Here is a 25,700-nt window from a genome sequence, read left to right as displayed (position 1 = left end):
GATGTAAAACATGATAAATGATAATTTATATATGATGGTGTATCTTATGAAAATGCATGTATCATGAATGTTATTTGTACAGGGATATGATATCTATTACGGCAAACAAGATTGACTTTATAGATTTTATACAATACATGATAAGATACATATGTATAATAGATTATAAGATTATGCTTAATACTAAAAGGAATAAGGAATGATATAGGTATTTATTTGGATGTAATTTGCAATGAGATGAAAAAGACTGGTGATTATACATCTGGTTGCAAAATAGAATATAGCTTTCACAAAAAAGATAAGCTGAACAAAGAATGAATAATAGATGTATCTTTATCAAAGAATCAATAATTATAAAGAAATCTAATGAAATATCATATTTTAAAGATTTTTTATAATCTCAAATTATAACATAATATATATTATGCGAAGTAATGTATAAAATAAGAAGTGGAAGTCAGGAGAATAATACCAAACTTCCACTCATTCATTAATCGTTGTTTCTTCTGTTATTACCTAAGATCATTAGTAAAATTCTTAAGATTTGTGCCAATGTGGCAAGCACAGCTGCTACATATGTGAAGGCTGCAGCTTTTAACATTCCTTTGACATAAGGTTTTTCATCTTCGTTGATCATATGCATGCTTTGTAATTGTTTAATTGCTCTGCTGGATGCATTGAATTCTACAGGTAGTGTGACAATCTGGAATAACAGAACCACACAAATCATGGATAATCCAATATATAATACAACTGGTGTTGATACAAACATGAATAGACCAATTGTTAATATAACCCAGCCAAGCTGTGATGCAATGTTTGCGACTGGCAGGATGCGGTTACGTATTGCGATAAAGCCATAATGTTCTTTATGCTGAATAACATGCCCTACCTCATGCGCTGCTACTGCAATGGATGCAATACTTGTGTTGTAGTAGATATCACTTGATAAACGTACAACATGATGTACGGGATCATAATGATCACTTAAACTTCCACCAGTGCTAACTTCTACTGGAACATTATGAAGTCTATTCGCATCCAGAATCATTCGTGCAGCATCTTTTCCTGTAATACCTTTTTCGTTTCTTATTTGTTTATATCGATTATATGCACGTTGTACACTAGATTGGGCAATCATGATGATAACAAATGCAAATATATATAATAAATATTGTTGTGAGTAATAACCAGACAGGATCATATGATTCTACCTCCTAATATATCTCTAATTGCTCAACATTATAACATACAAATGTGTGAGAAACAACAACCAAAATTTAACAAAAAAAGGACAAATTCGATGTCCTTTATTTATCCTTATTTTACAGCGTCTTTTAATGCTTTAGCAGCTTTAAATTTAGGAGATTTTGAAGCAGCAATTTCGATTGGTTCTTTAGTAGCTGGGTTGATTCCTTTACGTGCAGCACGTTCGCTAACTTCAAATTTACCGAAACCAGAAATATCAACTTTGCCACCGTTTGCTAAAGTTTCAGCAATTTCATCAAATACTGTATCAACTGCAACAGTCGCATCTTTCTTTGTCATTTCTAATTTTTCTGCAACGCTTTCAACTAATGCTTTTTTATTTAAAATTTCACTCATGTTTATTACCTCCAACATGAGTATATAATACCATTGCAAAGCCTTTTTTTCAATACATTTTAAGAAAAATAAATAAGAATTAAGAAATCACATCATTTTTCTATAATTTATAAAACGATTGCGATAACGTTTCCTTTCCCCTTATTCACAAGCTTCGTCAGAATATCTTGTAAACGGATTCTTGCGGCTTCCGGTATCATAGATAGTTTTGCGTTTAAACCATCGCGAATCAGATCACTTAATTTGCGGCCAAAGATATCGCTGTCCCAGATAGAACCATCATCGTTTCCTTCATCTCTTAGCAGATAACGTATTAATTCTTCACTTTGTTCTTTGCTGCCAATAATCGGCTCAAAGCTTGATTCTACGTCGACTTTTATCATATGGATACTTGGTGCTATCGCTTTTAATTTAACGCCATAGCGGCTTCCCTGCTTGATGATTTCAGGCTTGCTTAACTCAATATCCTGTAAAGAAGCACTAGCAAAGCCATAGCCTGTCTGTTTTACCATTTTAAGGGCACTGGAAATCGTATCATATTCCCGTTTGGCTTTGCTGTATTCCTGCATCAATGCAATCAATTCGCTTTTATCTTTGATTTCTACGCCAATGATCTCTTTGAGTATTTCATTATACAGTCCGTTTTTTATTGTGATATCAACATTCACAACCCCTGCACCTGTATCAATTGTCGCAATATTGCTGCTATCGATATATTCATTTTCATTTAATACATCTTTGATATTTTCAACTTCTTTTAATTTTTCTACACTGGACATACTGTCCTGAATCGTTTGATTAAAGCTTTTCTTTAGCCAGTGTTCATCATCTAATACTGCAATCCATTGTGGCATGTTGATATTGATTTCTGAAACTGGGAATTCATATAGTGCTTCTCTCAGGATATCGTGGACATCATTTTCACTCATATTGTTAACTGCGATTGCAAGTACAGGTACTTCATATTTTTCTTTTAGTTTATCTACAACTGCCTTACATGCCAGTGAATTTACATCACTGCTGTTTACAACTACAATAAATGGTTTTCCAATGCTTTTTAATTCATCAATGACTTCTGCTTCTGCCTCAATATAAGCTTCTCTAGATAAGTCGGAAATACTGCCGTCCGTTGTTACAACAATGCCAATCGTTGAATGATCCTGAATAACTTTCTGTGTACCGATTTTTGCTGCCTCATTAAAAGGCATAGCTTCATCACTCCATGGTGTTCTTACCATGCGGATACCATCTTCATCCTTGTATCCTTTGGCTTCCGGTATTACATAACCTACACAGTCCACAAGACGTACATTCACAGTAAATCCATCTTCAAATTCGATTGTAGCGGCATTATTAGGCACAAATTTGGGTTCGGTGGTCATGATGGTCTTTCCAACGCCTGCTTGAGGCAGTTCATCGATCATACGTGCTTTTTCATATTCGTCATTCACATAAGGAATGACTGCTTTTTCCATGAATTCTTTGATGAAAGTTGATTTTCCAACACGTACAGGGCCTACGATACCTAAGTATATATCACCACCGCATCTCTGTGCTATATTTTTTAAAATTTCTGTGGTATTCATTGTTTATCCTCCCTTAGTCACTCTAAACTTATGATATCTGTTCATGTTTTATGCCTCTTGAATAAAAGAAAAAGCCGATGTTTTCTTTCATCGACTTATTTCTGATTTAATAATTGAGCAACTAATGCTTCAACTTCATCATTACATGCTCCACATACTGTTCCTGCACCTGTCTTTTCTTGTACCTGTGCAAAGTTTTGACAGCCGGAAGCTATTGCATCTTTGATGTCTTTTACACTGACACCAAGGCAATAACAAACAATATCATCATCATTCATATCTAACACTCCTCGTATTTAGTATGAACTTTTGATTATTGTTTATTCAGCGTTACCTACTTCACTTAATGTTAAGCCTTTATTTTGTTCTGTTGCCCATTTGATTCCCCAGTTGTTCATGAAGATGATCAGATTTCTGCCTTTTAAATCACGAACACGTTTTGATTCGCTTGTCAAATTCAATGTATTTGGATCAATGCTTTGATCATCAATCCAGCGAACACATTGATATGGCAGAATTTCTAGTTTGATATCAACATTATATTCACTCTTTAATCGCTGTTCCAATACGTCAAACTGTAAGACACCTACGCCTCCGACAATGATTTCTTCCATACCGATATTGATTTCCTGGAATACCTGAATTGCACCCTCCTGGGCAATCTGTGTAATTCCTTTGATGAACTGTTTACGTTTCATAGTATCACGCTGTGTTACACGTGCGAAGTGTTCTGGCGCAAAGGTTGGAATTTTTTTAAATTCAAATTTCATAGATGGATCACATAAGGTATCGCCAATGGAAAAGATTCCTGGGTCAAAGACACCAATTACATCCCCTGCATATGCTTCATCGATGATTTCACGATCTTGTGCCATAAACTGCTGCGGTTGTGATAGTTTCACTTTCTTATTCTGTTGCATTAAAGTGACTTCCATGCCTTTTTCAAAACGGCCACTGCAAATACGCATAAATGCGATACGATCACGATGTGCTTTATTCATGTTGGCCTGAATCTTGAATACAAAGGCAGAGAAACGTTCATCAAATGGATCAATTTCCCCAATGGATGATTCCCTTGGAAGTGGAGATGTTGTCATATCAAGGAAATGACTTAAGAATGGCTCTACACCAAAGTTTGTTAACGCACTACCAAAGAAAACAGGCGTCATCTGTCCATGATTGATTTTGTCTTTATCAAATTGTGTACTGGCAATATCCAGCAATTCACTATCTTCTTTTAGCTTTTCAAAGAAATGATCACCTAATACAGAACGAAATGTTTCATCTTCTAAGCTGCCTTCTGTAACTTCTGCGGCTTTCATACCATGATCTCCACCATGGAATGCGATGATACGTTTATGATCACGTTCATAAACTCCTTTGAATTCTTTACCGGAACCAATTGGCCAGTTCATAGCATAAGTTTCCATGCCTAGTTCTGATTCGATATGTTCAAGCAGTTTGAAGGGATCCATCGCGGCACGATCCATTTTATTAATGAATGTGAAAATAGGAATATGGCGTAATAAACATACTTTAAATAATTTCTTTGTCTGTGCCTCGACACCTTTGCTGGCATCAATAACCATCACGGCAGAGTCTGCGGCCATTAAGGTACGATAAGTATCTTCACTAAAGTCCTGGTGCCCTGGTGTATCAAGAATATTGATACAGAAGTCATTATATTCAAACTGTAATACAGAACTAGTAACAGAGATACCTCTTTGTTTTTCAATTTCCATCCAGTCACTGACAGCATGTTTGTTGGCTTTTTTACCTTTTACACTACCTGCCTGAAGGATGGCTCCTCCATACAGCAATAGTTTTTCAGTCAATGTTGTTTTCCCGGCATCCGGGTGAGATATGATGGCGAAGGTTCTTCTTCGCTTGATTTCTTTTTGTAAATCAGACATATTGCATTCCTCCCTGAAAAATTTTCATTCAGCGTTAGTTATTATACCATTAATTATCGGCTTTATCTAGCCAAAAAGAAAGAAACGCAAGTATTTATAACGTTTCTTTCTACATTGTTATATCATTTCATGTTTTAAATCACGAAGCATTAAATCTTTTGCACTTTCTTTTGGATCTTTATCTTCATACAGCACTTTATAAATTTCTTCAATGATCGGCATATCAATACCCTTTTCATGTGCTACATCATGTACAACTTTTGCTGTACGCACACCTTCAACGGTTTTTGTGTTGTTATCCCAGAAGTATTTTGCACTGTTGTGTTTTCCTATATCATATCCAGCCTGGAAATTACGTGAGTGCTTACTTGTACAGGTAACAATTAAATCACCTATACCTGTCATTCCCATAAATGTTTCTTTACGGCCACCCATGGCTACCCCATAACGAATCATTTCCGCTAAGCCACGTGTAATTAAAGCTGCTCTTGTATTATCTCCATAGCCTAAGCCATACAATACACCACTAGCAACAGCAATTGCATTTTTTAATGCCACTCCTGTTTCACTGCCGATTTCATCATCGCCACGATATACACGAAGATAATCATTGCTGAATAGCTTCTGAATGGTTTTCGCATCTTCTTCATTTAAGGATACCGCACAAATTGTTGTCAACATACGGATAACCACTTCTTCAGCATGGCTTGGGCCAATCAAGGATACGACACTGCTTAAATGTTCCTTTGAAATATTGGCGCGAATAACATTGGACATACGATCATTTGTCTGAGGATGAAATCCTTTGGATGCATTTACCGCAATGATCTTCTTTGTTAGAATTGGATCAATCTGTTTACATACAGATTCTATTGCAATAGTAGGTACCACAAACAAGACAACATCAGCGTCATGGAATACATTTAAATCCATAGTTGCTTTTAAATCATGATGTAGTTCTACATCCTCAAAGAACTTTGAATTGCGATGATTTTCATTGATATCATTGATTTCTGCTGGATTATTTCCATAAACCATGACATCTACATGATTATCACATAATACTTGTGCCAGTGCACAGCCCCAGCTGCCACTTCCTGCGACTACGACCTTCATTTTATCACCTGTTTCTTTCTCTTGCGATTATCTTTAACGTTGTTCCTTCAAAACTGAATGCTTCACGTAAACGGTTTTCAAGGAAACGTTGATAACTAAAATGTAATAACTCAGGTTCATTCACAAATAACACAAATGTTGGCGGTGCTACTGCAACCTGGGATGCATAATAGATTTTTAAACGTTTTCCATTATGGGTTGGTGGAGGTGTCATCAACTGTGCATCCATCAACACTTCATTTAATACATTCGTTTGAATACGCATCAAAGAATAATCATGTACTTTATCGATCTCTGGTAAAATTGTTTGAATACGCTGTTTGTTTTTAGCGGATACAAACAGAATTGGCGCATAGCTCAGATACAAAAACTGTGTTCTGATTTCCTTTGTGATTTTATTCATGGTCTGTTCATCTTTTTCCACCGTATCCCATTTATTATACACAATGATAACACCTTTACCAGCTTCATGGGCATATCCTGCGACATGTTTATCCTGTTCACGGATACCGGTTTCTCCATCAATCACAACCAATACAACATCACTTCGCTCAATCGCACTCATGGCACGAAGGACAGAATATTTTTCAATGTTTTCATATACTTTCCCACGCTTACGGATACCGGCAGTATCAATAACGACATAGTCTTTTCCTTCCCGTTTGAAAGGTGTATCAATAGCATCTCTTGTTGTACCTTCTACATTGCTGACGATAACTCTTTCTTGATTCAAAATGGCATTTACCAAAGAGCTTTTTCCAACATTTGGACGTCCAATGACACAAAATCTTGTCATGCCTTCATATTCTTTACGCGTTTCTTTTGGGAAACTTTGAATGATAGCATCTAATACATCACCAATACCAATACCATGTACACCACTGACGGCGATAGGATCGCCTAAGCCTAAAGCATAGAATTCATAAATAGAATCATTCAACTGCTGGTTATCTACTTTATTAACTGCAAGAATCACTGGCTTGCCGCTTCGCTGTAATAATCTTGCGATATATTCATCATCCGGTGTCAAGCCTTCTTTACCACTTACCACAAATACGATCGTATCTGCTTCATCAATGGCGATTTCTACTTGCATTTTAATTTCTTCCTGGAATGGCTGATCAGCTAACTGAATTCCTCCTGTATCAATGATACGAAATTCTTTTGTTAACCATTCTGCTTTACCATAGATACGATCACGTGTAACACCCGGCGTATCTTCTACAATACTTTTTCTCTCACCGATCATTCGATTGAAGATCGTGGATTTTCCTACATTTGGTCTTCCGACAATTGCTACTATACCATTTATCATATACACTGTTCATCAGCTGCATGCTGATGAAACTTCACCTCCTGTTATTCAATACATGGTTGAATCAGATTACGGATGGCACTTACGACTTCTTCAATCGTCATATCGCTGGTATCGATTTCTTTCGCGTCGTCCGCTTTTCTCAAAGGAGATGTCTTACGGTTCATATCCTGATAATCACGTTTCTCAATATCCTGATAGATTTCATCATAATCTGCTTCGATATGTTTTTCTTCATATTCTTTAAATCTTCTTTTTGCACGTGCTTCTACACTTGCAATCATATAAACCTTGACTTCGGCATCAGGTAGTACAACTGTTCCTATATCACGTCCATCAAGAATATATCCTTTATCCTTCGCAATTTTCTGCTGCATTTCCACAAGTTTTTCCCTAACCATAGGATGGGCACTGACACTGCTTGCACGCATGCTCATATCATTGGTACGGATCGCTTTGGAAACATCTTCTCCATTGATGAATACATTCCCCATACTGTCAAAGGAAATCTGCATATCATCAATCATTGCCGCAAGTGCTTGTTCATCATGTTCATCGATTCCTTTTACTTTGGAATAGTAACCAACACAACGATACATGGCACCAGTATCTAAATGGGCATAGCCTAATTCTTTGGCTAACAGTTTACTGATTGTGCTTTTCCCTGCAGCACTAGGTCCATCAATTGCGATATTAATTCTATTCATTAAATCTTACCTCCGGCTTTTAATAAAGAGTATGCAATGAATCCGATAATTACCAACAATACCAGAATCAAAAAGCATAATACAAAATTCAATAATTTATTTGTTTTTTCTACACCATCACTTAAATCGGTTAATTCATCTTCATATTCATCCATTTGTACACGAAGCTGCTGCGTTTCTTCTAACAGCTTTTTATGGATGGTTGGAGAAACAGGAATATCATCATTTTCCTCTTCCTCATCATCTGTTTCTTCTTTTTTCTTTTTGAAAAAGCCTCGTTTTTTAGGCGTTGGTTCTTCTTCCTCTTCTATTTCTTCTTCACTTTCATCTGAAGTATCTTCGATTTCATCATCCAAATGGGAAAAGGAATCCTTGATCAACAATGTCTGCTCAACATCCATATCTGCCTGTTCATTCACCTCAGCTGAAACTGGTGTTTCTTCCTTAACTTCTGTTTCATCCTCTACATCATCTTCTTCTCTTAAAAGATTCTGTACTTCTAACGCAATATCTTCTTTTTTCAAAATCTGTTTCACAGGTGTAGAAACCATTGGCTCTTCTTTTACTTCATCTTCAATTTTTTCTACATATTGTGTCCGTTTTGCACGATTGACAGCATTCAGCTGATTTAAAATATCCACTTGTGTATTTTCACATTCTCTTGTGCCTTTACGAATATTATATTGACGAACTTCACGAATAAAATCGTCCAGATATTCATTTGTGAAACCGGCTTCTTCCCCTTGTGAACCAGTTTCTTCTTTTACTTCCTCGATTACTTTTTCACGTCCTGGCTGATAAGTATCTTCTTTGATTTCAGCTTTCTTCAGCACGGAGGAATCAAAACGTTTTAAGGTATCATCATTATGTAAAGTAGCTTCTTCTTTCTTATCTACATGATTATCAGTTTCGATTGATTTTCTAAGTTCTTCATATTTTTTAACGCGTGACAATTTTTCCATATTGGTAAACCTCCCAACCTAAACTTTATTATATCAAAAATTAGCTTGCTTGAATACAAAAGATATGCAATTCTTTTATAAATTATGAAAAAAAGAAAACTCGTATGAGTTTTCTTAGTCTTTTGATCTGCCAGAATATTTACCATCTGCTGTATTGATGACGATCATTTCATCCTGAGAGATGAATAAAGGTACTTTTACCTGTAATCCAGTTTCTACAACAGCATTCTTCTGTGCACTTGTTGCAGTATCGCCTTTTACAGCTGGTTCACATTCAACAACCTGTAATGTTACCTTATCTGGAAGGATAACACCTAAAATTTCACCTTCAAACATAGAAATCATGACATTGTCATTTGGTTTCATGAAATTGATTTCCCATTCTAAGTGATCTTTTGGAATTTCAATCTGTTCGTAAGTTTCATTGTCCATGAATACCAGAGCATCATCAGTATCATATAAATACTGCATTTCTTTTTTATCGATACGAGCAGGCTGGATTTTATCTCCTCCACCCCAAGAAAGTTCTACGTTAGAACCTGTACGAAGGTTTCTTACTTTTGCTTTAACAACCATGGCAGAACGTGCTGTTTTGTTCTGACTCTGTTCTAAGACTACGAAGATATCACCATCCTGCTGAATTGTCATACCTGGTTTTAAATCATTTGAGCTTATCATAATTTGTATTCACCTTTCCTTAATTTATCCTATTATATTGTAATGCATTTCGCATTTTTGTCAAATATTTTCTTAAATAAGGCTTTTAAAACGAATACTATCTGCGTAAAGTTCTACACATAGAAAGACTACAAGATAATAATAGGTAAAAAATACTTTGGAAATCGCAAACCCCATCAGCTGGTAGCAAAGATAGAAAATCCAAGTGATGATCAAAGTAAATAGAAAATCTTTTCCTTCTATAGATTTTGTATTTGCTTCTTTATAGAAAAAGGAAACACCCCATAACAGCAAAAGAAAGATTGGCATCATCCAGTATGCCTGTGCATTTAAGAATTGAAGCACATTGCCAAGAAATAGAAATAATAGAAAAAATAATGTTGTAATACTGAGTGTCAGCATAACATCACCTCCCCTTTTATTGTTCCTTGTTTTGTTTGTTTTATGCCTATGTATAGCGGATATCCATTATTTCATGTTGTTCATTTACATAAATGTCCATAGCATAGGTTATATGATTTAAACGATAGCTGATATTTACGCTTTCTTTTGTATAGCTAAAAGTTATTGTTGTGCCCTGATAATTCTTTGTTACTCTTTCTACCTCCTTCAAAGATTGTTCATCTAAATCAGTTTCTTTTGATTCTTCACTGGTTTCCTTTTCCTCTGTCAAAGTTTCTTTTAACTTATCTTTTGCCTGATGGATACAATATAACTCAATGATATGCTGTTTGCTTTGTTTTATCAATAACGCTGTAGTTTGTGTTTTCATGACACAATAGGTCACAAAGGATAGAATAATACATAAAACAGCAAGTGCGTAAATAGACACAAAGCCCTGTTTATTCGCAATACAGCGTCGTTTCCTGCTTATTCCAGTGGAATGTGATACAATTTCCTTCTTGTGCAAAATATCCCTCCTTTATATCCTTTATAAAGATTTCATATCCTGGTGTTTTCACAAGCCGGTGATTATGCAATTTTAATGTGATATCTGAATCATGATAACGAAAGGTACACTCTTGATTGCCGCACTGCATGTCATATCCCTGTGCAAACAGCATTCGTAACTGCCGTATGGCGATGATATCATCATTTTGATGGGTATCATCGGATGCCTTTTGTAGTAAGCCACAAACTCCGCTAAATAAAAGTAGACATAAAGATAAACAGGAAAGTGCCACCAGCACTTCAACCATTGTGAATCCATTATTCATAGAGCCTTTGTATTTCTTCATTTTGATACAATCCCCTTTCGGTATCATTCAATTGATGTAAAGATAAGATGCAGGAAGTCATAATCAGCAGTAAAATCGAAACGATCACAAACAATAACAGAGTTTCTATTAAAATCATCCCTTTGTTATCGGACATAAATGGCACCACTTCCAAGTTCTATAACCAAACTTTTTTGTTTACCCTGACAGTTACAGCGAATGGTCTTAGCCTGACTGACGTTTCCATTTGCATAATAATAAAGGGTTGTAGGAGCACAATCCATGCCATCCACAAAGGTATAGCGCTTATGATCATAAAGCATGGAATTAGAGGAGATTTTCACCATCTTTTCCCTGTGTTCGTTTACTGCTGATATTTGTGTCTGTAACAGCAGCTGTTTGATTGTCTGCATTTCATATCCTAATTGAATTTGTTTCTGTGGCTTAATCAATGGAAAAATAACCACCAGCATACTGATCACAAATAGTACTACCAGCATTTCCATCAAAGTGAAGCCTTTATTTGACACGTGCTTCACCATTGACGATTTCTATCATATCCCCACTGGGGCATCTTCTCTGTGATTCTTTTAAATATCCTTTGCGTATGAGATCATTCATACTGGAGGGAGGTGTCAAGTTGTCTACTTCATAAAGCAAAATTTGTCCGTCCACTACTTTTTGTAAAGCATTGCATCCCTGATCACGAATGATTTTTTCTTTCTGTTGAATGTTAGGGAGTGTTAATAAAAATACCAGTGCAATAATGGATAAAACAATCATCATCTCTAAAATCGTAAAACCTTTTGTATTATTTTTCATATGTATGTTCTCTCTTTCTTTTCTACATTGTATCTAACATTTGTAAAGGAATTAACATGATCTGATAAACACTTAATACCATACATGCGATAAACGCATAAGCAAGGCATTGAATCCCCATACCGGCTTTTTTAATCAGTTTTTCCCAATACAGTTCCTGTTGTTTCATAAACAGCTTCATCATTTCACAGATATTGTCGTTATGGGCGCCAATAAAAAACATCTGTTTAAATGCGTCACTTAACAGTGTGCTTTTCTCCATGGTTTCATGTAACTGGGCACCACTTTCCAAAGCGAAGATCATATCCTTCATAAAATGATGCAGTATAGATGTATTCTTTAAATGCAGCAGATAATGAAAGGCGGCCTTGGTGGAGATACCTTTGGCCTCCAGTTCATAAAGATAGCCAGACAGCTGGTAAGATAAAATATCTTTCAATAAAGGAATATGCTGGTGGTGCTGATAAAGCCATACGCTTTGTTTGCGTGGGCGAAAAGCTCCATACAGAAAGAAACCCGCCAAACATAAAACCATCGCCAGAAACAAGTAAAACACGTATTGTAGTATGGATAATAAAGATATCAGCAACTGAAAATCATCTCCAGCATCAAAACTGTTTAACATTTGGGGAATGATAAAGCGTGAAAAAAACACCAGAATCACAAAAGCAAATACCAGAAGAAACAAGGGATAACTGCATTGCTTCACTAACTTTTTCTTAATGTTTTTCTCAAAAGACATCATATGTAACGCACTTTCTATCGCATCTGCCAAAGATGACACTTCTAAAAAGAAAGCAAAATGCATATAGAAGCGCCCTTTATGGTGAGCTAAAAATATATCCTGTATACTTTGTCCATTCTCCAATGCTGCTTTCACCTTTTCCTCATCCTTTTTCAGAAAGGATAAAGCCTCCAGCAAAGGATATCCTTTTTTCAATAGTTCACTTAGAAAATAAAACTCTTGTTCATTCAGTGACAAGATCGTAGGATGCGTCTTTTTCTTTGATCCACCCTTTTGAAACAGCAGCGCAAATGTTGGCAGATATATCTCGATAAGTTTTTTTGCTTTGTCCATGGGCAAGGCAGTACTGCAGTTCTTCTTTTTCCATGATTTCATAAATACATACTCTCCCCTTTCCGTTCGCTGATGGATATAAGCGCTGATTCACGATTGCACTTAGCGTATGTGTTAATTCTTCATTGCTTAAGCCAAACTCATTTAATCGTTTGATTGCTTCACTACAGGATTTTGCGTGTATCGTTGTGAAAATCAAATGTCCGCTAAGAGCACTACGAAGCAACATCCTGGCACTGCTTGGATCACGAATCTCTCCAATCATGATGACATCTGGGTCATGTCGCATGAGCTGCTTGATTCCCTCTTCATAAGAAAAATTGTTTTTTTCATTGATCTGTAATTGTAGATAGCTGTCATCAAAGATTTCAATAGGATCTTCTAAAGATACGACCTGTAAATGATGATCATTAGCAATCTGATGTAAGATTGCATGCAGAGTGGTTGTCTTTCCACTGCCGGTGGGACCAGATAACACGATTAAACCACTCCTTATTTTGGTCCAGTTCATAAAGCTTTGCAGCTGGGCTTGATCTTTGGTAAGATCTTTTAATTCAATTTCACTGTGATTGTTTAATATACGAAGCACAGCAGTCTGCATATGTAGAGTTGTTAACAGACTAAAACGAAAATACAACAGATTCCCCTCATATGTGTACTGAAAATTTCCACTCTGGGGCACACTGAGATTTCCTAAATCTAGATTGCTTAAATATTTCAAATAATGAAATAAAGAAGCATCCAGGGCTGGTGAATAGATTTCCTCCATTCCATACAGCCCGCGCATACTAACCGACAGTTTCTCCTTCTTCATGACGAAGTGAATATCTGTCGCATGATGCAGTTGCGCAAGACGAAGCATTTGATTCATTTTCTCTTGCATAAAAAAATCACCTCCTATTAATACATATACGTAAAAAGGAGGTGAAAATCCTAAAAAAAATGAAGAAATTTTAAAATTCCTTCATTTTCACATATTTAAGTACGGATTTTGTTGTAATTCCCATCTCAAGTCAGTCACAGGACCATGCCCTGGATAAATTTTAATAGATGGATCTAAATCTTTGAATATACGTAAACTATTTCGCATTTTGCCCATATCACCATCTGGCAAATCTGTTCTGCCAATACTTCCCGCAAATAAAACATCCCCGCTAAACAGATTTTCATCCCATAAAATCATACTGCAGCCACTGCTGTGTCCTGGCGCATAAATAAACTGAAATTCAAACACGCCAATTGTATGCTTACCTGCATCTAGGAACTGTGGTTTTGTATGCACAATGATTTCAGGAAGTCCCATTGCTCCAGAAGCATTCAAATACGCATCCTGCAACATATCTTTATCCCATGCATTCATATAGAGCGGACAATGATAATGCTCTACCAACGCATCAACACCGCCAATATGATCAAAATGTCCATGTGTCAAAACGATGCCATCTACAATACCGCCTCGATCATCAATATCTTTCATCAATTTTGAAGAGGCAGTTCCTGGATCAATGATCAATACATGATTATCCTGCCATAGTACATAACAGTTTACCTGCACCATACCTAATACATATGTTTCTATCTTTTTCATATCATTTCACATAATAAAAAAGACCAAGTCTTTGGCCCTTCTTATTTTTTCTCCTTATGTAAAGTTTTCTTGTTACAACGTGGGCAATATTTTTGAATTTGCATACGTTCTGGATTTTTACGTTTATTACGTGTTCCAATGTAGTTTTCTTCGCCACATTCTGAACATTTGAATGTAATTCTATCTCTCATGTTGACCCTCCTCGTACTAGTGCTAGAAAATTATAACATACAATATCGGAAAATGCTAATACTTTTTAATCTTTCTTGTCAATTGGATATTTTTTAAAGAAATCTTGAATGATTTCTGGCATAATTTCCTGATAACAGATATTACCTGCAAGGTTCGTACCTATATTGGTATCTGAATCCGGTGCTAAACAAACAAAAGCTAATGTTGGGTTTTCATATGGTGCCCATCCAATCAAAGCCGCATTGGTTGTTTTACCACCATGTTCTGCACTTTCGGCAGTACCTGTTTTCGCAGCGATATCATAAGGTAAACTTTTGATTGCGCCACCACAGTTACCATCTAAAACACATTGATGAAATCCTGCTCTAACAACATCTAAATCGCTTTCTTTGCCTTTTAATGTTGAAAGAATTGTTGTTTCATTTTTATATACCACATAATCACTATTGACTTCTGTAGCTGTATTCACAAGCTTTGGCTGTACTTTCTTGCCGCCATTGGCAAGCGTGGATACATATTGTGCAATCTGAATTGGTGTGTAAAGATCATACTGTCCAATCGCAAAGTCCAAAAATTTACCGACATCGGTACTGTTACCAACAAATGAAGTTGATGTTTCATCAGGAACATCCAATCCTGTACTTGTGCCTAATCCAAACATAGAATAATAAGAACGCATCAAACGAACAATTCCTGCATAATCATTTACAATCAATGGGCCTTTTGGCACATAGTTTACACCAGCTAATGCCATAACCGTGTACCACATATACACGTTACTGGATACAGATAAAGCCTTTACCGCATTGACTGGACCATGATTTTGATAAGATGCTTTCTTCTGAGATCCTTTGAATTCAATTGGCGCATCTATAAATATGGTGTTTGCGTCAATGACACCTTCCGTAAGTCCCATGTATACTGTCGCACCCTTCACAATAGATCCAGGTACAACACCAGCTTTATAATTACCAGTCGCAAAATTTGTGATTTTGCCATCGTCCCCTTTTGCTTTTCCACTCATCGCATAAATCTCACCGGTTTGTGGATTTATCAAGATCACATACGCATTTTTGAAATACTGTCGACGGCTGTCATTGCTTGCATTTTTTAAAACCTTCTCAAGGACATCATCAACTTTTTTCTGTAGTTCGATATCAATGCTCATATGCAAATCATAGCCTTTTTTACCACTGTTGATTTCATTTAAAACAGCAATGCCGTTTTCATCATATGTGATTTCACTGACTTTACGTGTACCTGTTAATAGATCTTCGTATTGCTTTTCAAGTCCACTGGTTCCAACACGATCGACCATGGAATAACCTTTTGCTTCATAATACGTTTTTAATTCACTAGGTACTCCCTGTACACTGGTTGATACACCACCTAATACATCTCTAAATGTTGATCCATATGGATATTCACGTTTCCAGCCACCCATATCGACATCAAATCCTGGATATTCATCTTTATGTTCTTCCAGATAATATACGATTTCTTTATCTACATCTTCCAAAACAACTTTTAACTGGCTGCTTGGGGCACGACGCATCGCACCAAAGATTGCATAGGCATTTAAATCTTCTTCAGAAAATTCTTTTTCTACCATCTCCTGCGTGATACGTTCACGTTTTAGTTTTTCTGCATCAGCGCTGCCAAGATTTAATTCATCACCTGATAGCAAATTGTTTCCATTATCTTTTTTACCATTTGCATCTGTATGTAAATATAAATAGGCATCCTGATAATCGCTTAGTGTAAAACGATCATGATTGGTTTTAAACTGTTTCGCAAATTTTTGTGCCAACTCCCACTGTTCATCACTTGTCGTGTTCTTTGGTGGAAAATATGTGATATTCAATGCGGATACAGTTCCAGCAACAACTTTCCCATTACGATCATAAATCATACCACGTGGTGTCATGTCTGTCTGTTTTTTACTTGTATAGCTTTCTAACTTTGCAGTGTAGGTTTCTTCTCCTCGTATCTGTAAGAATGCAAGGCGTACTACTACAATTGAGAATACCAGTATAATCACAAGTGCAAAGACACCAATTCGTTTATTTACGATTTTATAATAATCATTTTGCGTCTTTAACGCATCAGAGCTGCGTCTTAATTTTTTTTGATCCAAGTCACGAAATGGATTTCTTAACAAGGCATTCACCTCCTGTCCTTTAGTATATCATAAATGATTTTGAGTTGCTACAAGTTCAGAATTTTGTAAGGTTTTCATTTCTGTTTTCTTCATTGAATTTCCTATTTAACACTGTTATAATGAAACCACGAGGTGAAAACATGAAACGTAATGAAACAAGAGAAATACATGTAGGTAATTTAACGATTGGTCATCAAAATAAGGTAGTGATTCAATCAATGTGTAATACTAGAACATCTGATGTGGATGCCACAGTCAATCAGATTTTAGCACTGGAAAAGGCTGGATGTGAACTGGTAAGAATGGCAATCATAGATGAAGAAGATGCAAAAGCAATTACTGAAATCAAAAAAAGAACACATATTCCACTCGTTGCGGATATTCATTATGATTATCGTTTGGCAATCTCTGCTATTGAACATGGCATTGATAAGATTCGATTGAATCCTGGTAATATCGGTGCGAAGGAAAATGTAGAAGCGGTCGTTAAAGTTTGTAAGGAGCATCATATCCCTATCCGTATTGGAATCAACAGTGGTTCTTTAGAAAAGGATATTCATGAAAAATATGGCAAACCAACAGCAGAAGGCATGATGGAAAGTGCAAAACGCCACGTAAAAATCTTGGAGGATTTAGATTTCCATGACATCTGCTTATCTTTTAAAAGCAGTGATCCATTGCTTTGCATTGATGCATATCGACTAGCAAGTAAAACGTTCCCTTATCCACTTCATCTAGGTGTTACAGAAGCTGGTACATTTATTGGTTCTGCGATAAAAAGCAGTATGGCGCTGGGTACCTTGTTAAATGAAGGTATTGGGGATACCATTCGTATCAGTGTCAATGGCGATCCGGTGAATGAAATCACGATTGTAAAACAATTATTGAAATGCTGTGGTTTATTAAAAGGAGTACCAAATCTGATTGCCTGTCCAACATGTGGTAGAACTGCCTGGGATATGCAGCCTGTTGTAGATGAAATTGAAAAATTTCTACAAACGGTCAACTGTAATGTAAATGTAGCGATTATGGGTTGTGCAGTCAATGGTCCTGGTGAAGCAAAACATGCGGATATTGCTATTGCCGGTGGTAAAAAAGAAGGTTTGTTGATTAAAAAAGGTGTAATTATTGAAAAACTTCCACAAGAAGAAATCGTAGAACGTTTAAAACAAGAAATTCTGGCTTTTGAAGAAGAACATAAAAATGATTAAAAGAAGAAAACAGTTGAAACTACATATTGTAGCTCAACTGTTTTTCATTTGATAACACATTTCTAAGCGTATTTCCTGATGCTTGACATCTTCATTGGAAAAGGCAGATAAGTCACATCCTAAAAATAGGAAGCCATGTTTTTGATAAAAACGAATGGCGGGTACATTATAGGACTGTGTTTCTAAAACAATGCCTCGCATATTTTGTGATGAGGCATATGCTTTTGCATGTTTCATCAATATCGTGCCTATGCCATCATGTCGCTTTTCTTCCTTCACAAAAATGTTGGTTATACGTAAACGCTGATTCCATTCTTTATTCAATTCCACAAAGCCAACAAATTCATTTTGTTCAAATGCACCATAGACAATAGGCTCATTCAGCCATTCACTCATCAAAACATCATCAAAGTGATATATTTTCTGTTCAGAAAATGGTGTATAGTGAAAGATTACACCAAATTGATCATTTGTCTGTTTAATATCCGCATGGAAATAGCCATCTGTTTTTACAACAAAGTGAATAGGCATTCCCTGATAACTTTGATCCAGCTGTCTGATTTCCATTATGCTTCCTCAATGATTTTATCCAATAAATGTTCATCAAACACTTTGTTTTTTAACATCGCAATTTCATATTTATAAGGTGGATGTCCATCTACATATGGGGTTTCCAAGATTTTTACGACATGTGCTACACGTGGGTGATGTACGATGGTACATAATTTATCAAATCCGATCTCGCCAAAGCCAATATTTGCATGGCGGTCTTTCTTCGCACCTTTGATATTTTTTGAATCATTGATATGCATACATAATAAGCGGTCAAGGCCGATTTTTTCATCAAATTCATCTAAGATTGCGTCAAAATCTGATAAGTCAAAACCAGCATCATGGATATGACAGGTATCCATACAAACACCTATATGATCACCATATTTTGCATGCTTGATCAAATAGGCGATATGATCAAATGTATATCCGATTTCACTGCCCTTGCCTGCCATGGTTTCTATAGCAATATGCACATCCTGCATGTCATGCATTGCTTCATCTAATCCTTGAATAATCTTTTCAAGACCAGCTTCCTCTCCTGCTTTTACATGAGAACCTGGATGTAGAACAAGGGTTGTCGCATGTAATGCCTGTACACGTTTGATTTCTTTTTCTAAGAATTCTACACCTAATTGAAAGGTTTCTTCTTTTAGACAGTTCGCCAGATTGATGATATAAGGTGCATGTACGATGACACTGCTTTCCTCAATACCGGATTGTTTCATCAACTCTAAAGCTTCTGCAATGCGTAATTCCTGCATTGGTTTTCTTCTGGTATTTTGTGGTGCGCCAGTATACAGCATGAGTGCATTTGCCCCATATTGAAGAGCTTCTTTGACAGAACCTAATACATATTCAGGCGCAGACATGGATACATGAGAACCTATTTTCATTCTTCATTTCTCCTTCTTTCCAGCTGTTTGCTCTTCGCACGTTCTTTCTTTTGACGCTGGATATCTTCCTGAATAATGGAACGTTTTGCTTTACGTTTTAACTTTTCTACTTCCTGTTTACGTTTCACTTTATATCCTGGTTTTACTTTCTTTTTTTTCTTAGCAACGATCTTTGAAATTTCTTTTTCTAAAGGATCATCTTTTTTTACTTTTTTCTTATGTAATGGTTCTAATGCATTCCAATTGCCATTCTTCAAAGAACGATGTTCAAAATGAATGCCGCGTTTTTCCAGTGCACGGATCATTTGATCATCTTGTTTTTGATATAAGGCATAGCAGATTCCCTTTTTACCAGCACGTCCGGTTCTTCCTGAACGATGAATATAATAATCTAATTCTTTTGGGAAACCTAAAGAAATAACATGACTGATTCCATCAATATCAATTCCTCTGGCAGCTATATCGGTTGCTACAACATAAGGCTTTTGAATATTTTCCAGTTCTTTCATTGCCTTTGTACGTTCACGGCTTGTTAAATCACCATGTAATTCAATTAATGGATATCCTGCATCACGCATCAAAGAAGCTATGTTTGCGGCCTGTTCTCTTGTATTTGCGAAAATCAAACATACGTATGGTGTAAAAGTTGGTAAGATTTCCATTAGTTTCTGTTCATAATTCAAAGGAGTACATGGCACAAGCACATGCTCGATTTGTGGATGAAACTGTTTTGCATCTTCGATATGCACCATTGCTGGCTGTGTCATATATTTCTTCAAAAAGATTTTCAAAGCATTTGGCATCGTCGCAGAAAAACTCATCATCTGAAGATTTTTCTTCATTCTTCCAGCCATTGCGTCGATATCTTCTAAGAAGCCAAATTCCAATGTCATATCCGCTTCATCAACAATCAGCATATCTGCACTTTCTACACGCAGGGTTTTCTCATTTAAAAATAAATCTTTGATTCTTCCAGGTGTACCGATGACAACATGTGGCTGAACCTTTAAGGATTCATTCATTCGACTTTTTTCCATACCGCCAGTAATCAATTTGATACGTAAGGTTGGATCTGCTTCCTGCATATTCTTTGTACGGGTATACAGCTGTAAAGCCAGTTCTCTTGTAGGTGCTGTAATGACTGCCTGAATACGATCGATGGATGTATCCACACGTTCCATCACAGGGATTAAAAAAGCATGGGTTTTTCCACTTCCAGTCGCACTGATACCAATGACATCCTTACCTTTACAGGCAAGGGGCAGTATCTCTTTTTGTATAGGTGTAGGTTCTAAAAAGCCTTCCAACTCTAAGAACTTCTTTGTTGTTTCTTTAAACATATAATCACGATAACTCATTGTATCGCCTCCATTTCTACAATTCTAAAATCAGCTCTTTCATTATACAGGATTTCATAAACTTGTAAAGTAAATCCTTTTTTTGTTGATATCTCTATTTTATCATAAAAATAAATTTTTCATTCATAGAATGCTAGGCATATGTGCAGGATATAGGATATAATAAACACGAGGTGAAAAACATGGAAGTTATAAAAGTTACACCAAGAGGATATTGTAAAGGCGTAACCCGTGCCATTGCTTTAGCAAAAAAAACAGCACAGGAATATCCCGATACGCCAATTTATGTACTGGGAATGTTAGTTCATAACGCTTATGTTATGGAAGCATTAAAGCAACTGCATATTCAGCCGATTGATGATAAAACCAAAACAAGAATGGAATTATTAGATCAAATAGATGAAGGTGTTGTGATCTTCACAGCCCATGGTATCGCTCCACAGGTAATTGAAAAAGCAAGGGCAAAAGGCTTGATCTGCGTGGATGCCAGCTGTCCAGATGTTGTGAAAACGCAGGATATCGTAAAAGATGCATTAACGAAAGGCAGCGAGATTTTCTATATAGGAAAAAAGTATCATCCAGAAGCGGAAGCAGTATTGAGCATGGATGAACATGTACATCTGATTACCTGCGAGCGTGATATTCCTGATATGCCAGAAAATACAAAGATTTTTGTGACCAATCAGACCACAATGTCCATTTTTGATATTGATGCATTGTTTCAAAGTATCGCTAAGCAATATCCAAATGCTGAATTCTGTGAAGAAATATGCAATGCGACAAGAATTCGCCAACAGGCAGTTGCGGATTTAAAACAGCAGCAAATTGATGTGTTATATGTTGTAGGCGATGCACATTCTAACAACTCTAATCGATTGGCTGCCATCGCAAAGGATGCGGGTATTCCTGATGTATACCTGATTGATGATGTTCATGGCATTTTTGATGAGCAATTAGTAAATAAAACTAAAGTTGCGATTACATCTGGTGCTAGTACGCCTACGTATTTAACTGCTCAGGTCATTGCGTATTTAGAAAATTATGAACCAGGTTTAACAAAACCAGAAATTGATATTCAAAAAATCATTTAAAAGCGCTGAAACTATTCATTCAGCGCTTTTTCTATCCTATCCATTAATGCCTTTGTTTTCATATAATTTTCATGAGATGGTGACAACTGATCTAAGATCACCTTTTTTTTCTCATAGATATAATGCCAATATTCTTTGAATAATGGATCTTTTTTGGTATAGATACCAAATAAGCATTGTTCCTTCGTAAGTGGTGTTGTTTCTTCTTTATGCATGGAAATCAGTTGATAATAATGAGAATCTTTTACAATACGCTCATCATCGATCTTAAATCCATGATCACTTAACCATTGACGAAATTCATCCACGTGACCATTGCACTGGATCACCATTTGTTTGAATTTAGAACATTTTTTTAAATCCTGAGATAAGATATGTTTGATGGTATCAAAACCCATACCGGCTATTACGACACCATTCACATCTTCTCCTATTTGTGACATGCCATCACATAGAATGGGAATTACCTGATGCTGCAGACCTGCTTCTTCAATTGCTTCTTTTGCTCTTGAAAGTGGTCCAATACGAACATCACAGGCATATGCTTTTTCACATTTGCCCTGTTTTACCAAAGCAATTGGCAAAAGTCCATGATCACACCCAATATCTGCAATCACTAATCCAGGCTGAATCATATCAAAAATCGCCTGTAAACGTACTTTACCTGCCATACTAAGGTTTATCAACAAAGTCCTTTAAACGTTTACTTCTTGTAGGATGTTTCAATTTACGCAGAGCTTTTGCTTCAATCTGACGAATACGTTCACGTGTAACGTTAAACTCTTTACCAACTTCTTCAAGGGTACGAGTTCTTCCATCATATAAGCCAAAACGTAAACGCAGTACTTTTTCTTCACGTTCTGTAAGTCCCTGTAATACATTGTTGATTTCATCCTTCAACAACTGGTTGTTTGCATATTCATCTGGAGATAATGCTTCTTTATCTTCAATGAAATCACCTAAGTGAGAGTCATCTTCTTCACCAATTGGTGTTTCCAAAGATACTGGTTCCAATGCGATTTTCTGGATTTCACGTACTTTTTCTGGAGAAATGTTTTCCATTTTGGCTGCAATTTCTTCCGCGGAAGGATCACGACCTAAATCCTGAACCAACTGACGCTGGATACGTGTTAATTTATTAATCGTTTCTACCATATGTACAGGAATACGGATCGTTCTTGCCTGATCAGCGATTGCTCTTGTGATCGCCTGACGAATCCACCATGTCGCATATGTAGAAAATTTAAATCCTTTGGTATAATCAAATTTTTCTACTGCTTTTACTAAACCCATGTTACCTTCCTGAATCAAATCCAAGAACAACATGCCACGGCCAACATATTTCTTCGCGATGGATACAACCAAACGAAGGTTTGCTGCAATCAGTTTTTTCTTGGCTTCTTCATCACCAGCCTGAATACGTCTGGCAATTTCAGGTTCTTCTCTAGGGTCTAACAGTTCTACACGACCAATTTCCTTTAAATACATTTTAACCGGATCATTGATCTTTGTATGAGAGGAATTTGCAAATGATTGCTCTAAAGATTCAATATCACTTGCCAAAGCATCATCTTCATCCTCGTCTGCATCATCTAAAAAGTCTAAATCTTCATCATCAACAGCTACAATATCATCATCTAAAATATCTACGTCATCTTCATCACTGATTACGATATCATTGTCTTTAAACCATTCTAATAAATCATCATATTCTTTATCTGTCATATCCAGATGTTCCACTGCATCCAACACATCTTTCTGTTCCAGAACATGTGTCAAATCATAGGATTCTTTTAATTCTTCTTTGATTGCATCCAGGGTTTTATATTCTGGTAATACGGTTGCTTTTTTCTTTTTCGCCATAGTATCTACTTCCTTCCACTTGCTTGTATCCATTTTTCTTTTTCAATAATCAGTTTATTTCGTTCATCGGCCAGTTTTGCCTTTTCTAAAGGATCATGAAGCTCTTTGATTTTCAAATTGATCATATGAATCTGATCCTCTAACAAGCTGGCTTTCTCATTGGCAATCGCTTCATGAAGTACATCAATGTTCACTTCTTTTCTGGCCAGCTCCCAGCTAGCTATCTCCAGCAGAAGATTTTTTACATTCTGCTCCTTTATGACATCCAGTAAGTCTGCGACCAAGATTTCATCATGTGTACGATAATAATCAATGATATAGATGGCCAGTTTATTACTGACATCATCCTTTAAAAAGCCAAGATCTTCTTTAAAGACATTACAGGCAGCAATGCCATTCATCATTTGTGAAAGTATTTCATATTCCGCATGTCCCCGTTTCGTTTTTGGAAATGTCAAAAACGTACGTTTCACATAATCGGTTTTCTTCTTTTCTACAGGTGCTTCCACCTGGTTCACCTGCATATCAAAATCGGTTAATTCACGCAAGCGGACATAATAATTCGTTCTTTCAAAATCATTTTCCAACTTAGCGATTTCTGATGCTATCTCCATGGCATAATCTTTTTTCTGAGAATAATTATCCAGGTTATAGCGTGTCAATAAAAATTCAAAAAGGAAGTCGATCCATGAGATGGTCTTATTGACCAGTGCTTTTAATTCTTCCTTGCCATAAGCATCGATAATTTCATTAGGATCAAGACCTGTTTTATTATCTACGATGACAAAAGGAAGCTTATGCTCAATTGCCATCTTACCAAATTTATAAGTGGCATTCTTCCCTGCATTATCTCCATCGTAACAAACGGTGATTTCCGCATGCATCATTTTTAACAGCTGAATCTGTTCCTTTGTACAGGCGGTACCAAGAGTTGCTACAGCATTTGATATTTCTACTTTTTCAAAAGCTAAAACATCCATGGCACCTTCCACCAGATAGACAGTTCCTGCTTTTCTAGCCAAAGGTTTTGCACGATGGTAATTAAATATCAGATCACCTTTTTTATAGATATCTGTTTCTCCGGTATTGATATATTTTGCTTCATCACTATCTAACAGTCGTCTTGCCGTAAAACCAACCGGATTTCCCATTGCATCATGAATGGGAATCATAATACGATTTTGGAATACATCATGATACCCGCCACTGGTCAAACGGACAACGCCTGCTTTGATCAGATTCTCATCAGAATGCTTCTTCTTATGCAGAAAATGATATAAGGCATCATCTGGCGGATTAAAGCCAATTGAGAATTTCTTTATAATATCTTCTGTAATATTTCGCTTTTGAAGATATTCCTTCACTCTTTTCGCATCCAGTGTATCCAATTGATAATGCGTAAACTCAATAGTATCACTACATACTTTATATAATGCTTCTTTGTAGGGATCAACTTTTTTTTGTGGCAGATCTAAATCAACGGATAAGCTTACCCCTGCATAGTCTGCCACTTTTTTTACAGCTTCAATATAGGAAATCTTTTCATAGTTTTTAACAAAGGTAAAAACATTTCCTCCGGCACCACATGAAAAACATTTATAGATCTGTTTTTCTGTGGATATGCTCATGGATGGTGAATGGTCGTCATGAAAAGGACAGACGCATTGATAATCTTTTCCTTTACGATTTAGCGTAACATAATGTCCAATGACATCAACGATATCTGCCTTGTTACGGATTTGATTGATTTCCTGTTCACTTAAACGAGCCAATCAAGCCACCCTGCTTT

At 36.3% G+C, this 25,700-nt stretch carries 29 protein-coding genes; 2 read left to right on the top strand and 27 right to left on the bottom strand.

What is annotated here, in order from left to right:
* Window positions 1-490: 490 nt before the first annotated feature.
* The 21 genes from DW761_RS06090 to DW761_RS05995 form a co-directional block, all read right to left on the bottom strand.
* Window positions 491-1,204 carry a zinc metallopeptidase gene (locus DW761_RS06090; protein ID WP_117516836.1) on the bottom strand — a complete coding sequence of 238 codons (714 nt, stop codon included), beginning with the start codon at window positions 1,202-1,204 and terminating at the stop codon, window positions 491-493.
* 116 nt (window positions 1,205-1,320) lie between these two features.
* The gene (locus tag DW761_RS06085; protein WP_117453629.1) at window positions 1,321-1,605 is read right to left on the bottom strand and encodes an HU family DNA-binding protein; all 285 of its coding nucleotides are present in this window, start codon (window positions 1,603-1,605) and stop codon (window positions 1,321-1,323) included.
* Between the two features lie 107 nt (window positions 1,606-1,712).
* Window positions 1,713-3,191 (bottom strand): stage IV sporulation protein A, encoded by a 1,479-nt coding sequence (gene spoIVA / locus DW761_RS06080; RefSeq protein WP_117453628.1) that lies wholly within the window; start codon window positions 3,189-3,191, stop codon window positions 1,713-1,715.
* A 95-nt stretch (window positions 3,192-3,286) separates the two neighbouring features.
* Window positions 3,287-3,469 carry a (2Fe-2S)-binding protein gene (locus tag DW761_RS06075; protein WP_117516834.1) on the bottom strand — a complete coding sequence of 61 codons (183 nt, stop codon included), beginning with the start codon at window positions 3,467-3,469 and terminating at the stop codon, window positions 3,287-3,289.
* A 42-nt stretch (window positions 3,470-3,511) separates the two neighbouring features.
* Window positions 3,512-5,104, bottom strand: a complete 1,593-nt coding sequence (locus tag DW761_RS06070; RefSeq protein WP_117453626.1) for a peptide chain release factor 3 — start codon at window positions 5,102-5,104, stop codon at window positions 3,512-3,514.
* Between the two features lie 117 nt (window positions 5,105-5,221).
* On the bottom strand, window positions 5,222-6,220 hold the full coding sequence (locus DW761_RS06065; protein ID WP_117516832.1) for an NAD(P)H-dependent glycerol-3-phosphate dehydrogenase: 999 nt from the start codon (window positions 6,218-6,220) through the stop codon (window positions 5,222-5,224).
* A 4-nt stretch (window positions 6,221-6,224) separates the two neighbouring features.
* On the bottom strand, window positions 6,225-7,535 hold the full coding sequence (gene der / locus DW761_RS06060; protein WP_117516900.1) for a ribosome biogenesis GTPase Der: 1,311 nt from the start codon (window positions 7,533-7,535) through the stop codon (window positions 6,225-6,227).
* Window positions 7,536-7,579: 44 nt separating this feature from the next.
* Window positions 7,580-8,242, bottom strand: coding sequence for a (d)CMP kinase (gene cmk, locus DW761_RS06055; RefSeq protein WP_117453624.1), 663 nt, complete (start codon window positions 8,240-8,242; stop codon window positions 7,580-7,582).
* Entirely contained in the window at window positions 8,242-9,204 is a 963-nt protein-coding gene (locus tag DW761_RS06050; RefSeq protein ID WP_117516830.1) for a hypothetical protein, read from the bottom strand. The genes cmk and DW761_RS06050 overlap by 1 nt, the downstream gene beginning before the upstream one ends.
* A gap of 114 nt (window positions 9,205-9,318) precedes the next feature.
* A complete protein-coding gene (gene efp, locus DW761_RS06045; protein WP_117453622.1) occupies window positions 9,319-9,882 on the bottom strand; it encodes an elongation factor P in 564 nt (187 codons plus the stop codon).
* A 72-nt stretch (window positions 9,883-9,954) separates the two neighbouring features.
* Window positions 9,955-10,284 carry a hypothetical protein gene (locus tag DW761_RS06040; RefSeq protein WP_117516828.1) on the bottom strand — a complete coding sequence of 110 codons (330 nt, stop codon included), beginning with the start codon at window positions 10,282-10,284 and terminating at the stop codon, window positions 9,955-9,957.
* Window positions 10,285-10,330: 46 nt separating this feature from the next.
* The gene (locus DW761_RS06035; RefSeq protein ID WP_147323310.1) at window positions 10,331-10,792 is read right to left on the bottom strand and encodes a hypothetical protein; all 462 of its coding nucleotides are present in this window, start codon (window positions 10,790-10,792) and stop codon (window positions 10,331-10,333) included.
* Window positions 10,725-11,120, bottom strand: a complete 396-nt coding sequence (locus tag DW761_RS06030; RefSeq protein ID WP_158553757.1) for a prepilin-type N-terminal cleavage/methylation domain-containing protein — start codon at window positions 11,118-11,120, stop codon at window positions 10,725-10,727. Before DW761_RS06030 ends, DW761_RS06035 begins: the two co-directional genes overlap by 68 nt.
* Window positions 11,092-11,256 carry a hypothetical protein gene (locus tag DW761_RS20975; RefSeq protein WP_158552228.1) on the bottom strand — a complete coding sequence of 55 codons (165 nt, stop codon included), beginning with the start codon at window positions 11,254-11,256 and terminating at the stop codon, window positions 11,092-11,094. The genes DW761_RS06030 and DW761_RS20975 overlap by 29 nt, the downstream gene beginning before the upstream one ends.
* Window positions 11,246-11,629, bottom strand: coding sequence for a competence type IV pilus minor pilin ComGD (gene comGD, locus DW761_RS06025; RefSeq protein WP_158553756.1), 384 nt, complete (start codon window positions 11,627-11,629; stop codon window positions 11,246-11,248). Before comGD ends, DW761_RS20975 begins: the two co-directional genes overlap by 11 nt.
* Window positions 11,619-11,921 carry a competence type IV pilus major pilin ComGC gene (gene comGC / locus DW761_RS06020; RefSeq protein ID WP_117453617.1) on the bottom strand — a complete coding sequence of 101 codons (303 nt, stop codon included), beginning with the start codon at window positions 11,919-11,921 and terminating at the stop codon, window positions 11,619-11,621. The genes comGD and comGC overlap by 11 nt, the downstream gene beginning before the upstream one ends.
* A 22-nt stretch (window positions 11,922-11,943) precedes the next feature.
* Window positions 11,944-12,999 carry a type II secretion system F family protein gene (locus DW761_RS21795; RefSeq protein ID WP_117516820.1) on the bottom strand — a complete coding sequence of 352 codons (1,056 nt, stop codon included), beginning with the start codon at window positions 12,997-12,999 and terminating at the stop codon, window positions 11,944-11,946.
* On the bottom strand, window positions 12,890-13,882 hold the full coding sequence (locus DW761_RS21365; RefSeq protein ID WP_117516818.1) for an ATPase, T2SS/T4P/T4SS family: 993 nt from the start codon (window positions 13,880-13,882) through the stop codon (window positions 12,890-12,892). Before DW761_RS21365 ends, DW761_RS21795 begins: the two co-directional genes overlap by 110 nt.
* Window positions 13,883-13,969: 87 nt before the next feature.
* Window positions 13,970-14,587 carry an MBL fold metallo-hydrolase gene (locus DW761_RS06005; protein ID WP_117516816.1) on the bottom strand — a complete coding sequence of 206 codons (618 nt, stop codon included), beginning with the start codon at window positions 14,585-14,587 and terminating at the stop codon, window positions 13,970-13,972.
* A 41-nt stretch (window positions 14,588-14,628) separates the two neighbouring features.
* Complete coding sequence (gene rpmG / locus DW761_RS06000) at window positions 14,629-14,778, bottom strand: 50S ribosomal protein L33 (RefSeq protein ID WP_002609076.1); 150 nt, start codon at window positions 14,776-14,778, stop codon at window positions 14,629-14,631.
* Window positions 14,779-14,843: 65 nt separating this feature from the next.
* Window positions 14,844-16,940: a peptidoglycan D,D-transpeptidase FtsI family protein gene (locus DW761_RS05995; RefSeq protein WP_117516814.1), complete on the bottom strand. Its 2,097-nt coding sequence runs from the start codon at window positions 16,938-16,940 to the stop codon at window positions 14,844-14,846.
* A gap of 140 nt (window positions 16,941-17,080) precedes the next feature.
* Here DW761_RS05995 and ispG point away from each other — a divergent pair, with 140 nt between their 5' ends.
* On the top strand, window positions 17,081-18,151 hold the full coding sequence (gene ispG, locus DW761_RS05990) for a flavodoxin-dependent (E)-4-hydroxy-3-methylbut-2-enyl-diphosphate synthase (protein WP_117454736.1): 1,071 nt from the start codon (window positions 17,081-17,083) through the stop codon (window positions 18,149-18,151).
* A 33-nt stretch (window positions 18,152-18,184) separates the two neighbouring features.
* Here ispG and DW761_RS05985 read toward each other — a convergent pair whose 3' ends face one another.
* The 3 genes from DW761_RS05985 to DW761_RS05975 are packed head-to-tail and all read right to left on the bottom strand — an operon-like array spanning window position 18,185 to window position 20,957.
* The gene (locus DW761_RS05985) at window positions 18,185-18,718 is read right to left on the bottom strand and encodes a GNAT family N-acetyltransferase (RefSeq protein WP_117516812.1); all 534 of its coding nucleotides are present in this window, start codon (window positions 18,716-18,718) and stop codon (window positions 18,185-18,187) included.
* Window positions 18,718-19,599 (bottom strand): deoxyribonuclease IV, encoded by an 882-nt coding sequence (locus tag DW761_RS05980; RefSeq protein ID WP_117454738.1) that lies wholly within the window; start codon window positions 19,597-19,599, stop codon window positions 18,718-18,720. Before DW761_RS05980 ends, DW761_RS05985 begins: the two co-directional genes overlap by 1 nt.
* Window positions 19,596-20,957, bottom strand: a complete 1,362-nt coding sequence (locus DW761_RS05975; RefSeq protein WP_117516810.1) for a DEAD/DEAH box helicase — start codon at window positions 20,955-20,957, stop codon at window positions 19,596-19,598. Before DW761_RS05975 ends, DW761_RS05980 begins: the two co-directional genes overlap by 4 nt.
* Before the next feature lie 182 nt (window positions 20,958-21,139).
* Between DW761_RS05975 and ispH the strand changes: the two genes are divergently transcribed.
* Window positions 21,140-22,048, top strand: a complete 909-nt coding sequence (ispH, locus tag DW761_RS05970) for a 4-hydroxy-3-methylbut-2-enyl diphosphate reductase (RefSeq protein WP_117516808.1) — start codon at window positions 21,140-21,142, stop codon at window positions 22,046-22,048.
* 11 nt (window positions 22,049-22,059) lie between these two features.
* Here ispH and DW761_RS05965 read toward each other — a convergent pair whose 3' ends face one another.
* The 3 genes from DW761_RS05965 to dnaG are packed head-to-tail and all read right to left on the bottom strand — an operon-like array spanning window position 22,060 to window position 25,683.
* Complete coding sequence (locus DW761_RS05965; protein WP_117454741.1) at window positions 22,060-22,719, bottom strand: tRNA (adenine(22)-N(1))-methyltransferase; 660 nt, start codon at window positions 22,717-22,719, stop codon at window positions 22,060-22,062.
* Window position 22,720: 1 nt separating this feature from the next.
* Complete coding sequence (gene rpoD / locus DW761_RS05960; protein ID WP_117454742.1) at window positions 22,721-23,911, bottom strand: RNA polymerase sigma factor RpoD; 1,191 nt, start codon at window positions 23,909-23,911, stop codon at window positions 22,721-22,723.
* Window positions 23,912-23,916: 5 nt separating this feature from the next.
* Window positions 23,917-25,683, bottom strand: a complete 1,767-nt coding sequence (gene dnaG, locus DW761_RS05955) for a DNA primase (RefSeq protein WP_117516806.1) — start codon at window positions 25,681-25,683, stop codon at window positions 23,917-23,919.
* Window positions 25,684-25,700: the final 17 nt, after the last annotated feature.

The organism is Absiella sp. AM29-15 (assembly GCF_003434225.1).
GTDB classification, from domain to species: Bacteria; Bacillota_I; Bacilli_A; order Erysipelotrichales; family Erysipelotrichaceae; genus Hoskinsella; species Hoskinsella hominis.
This window is presented reverse-complemented; position numbering and strand designations above follow the sequence as displayed.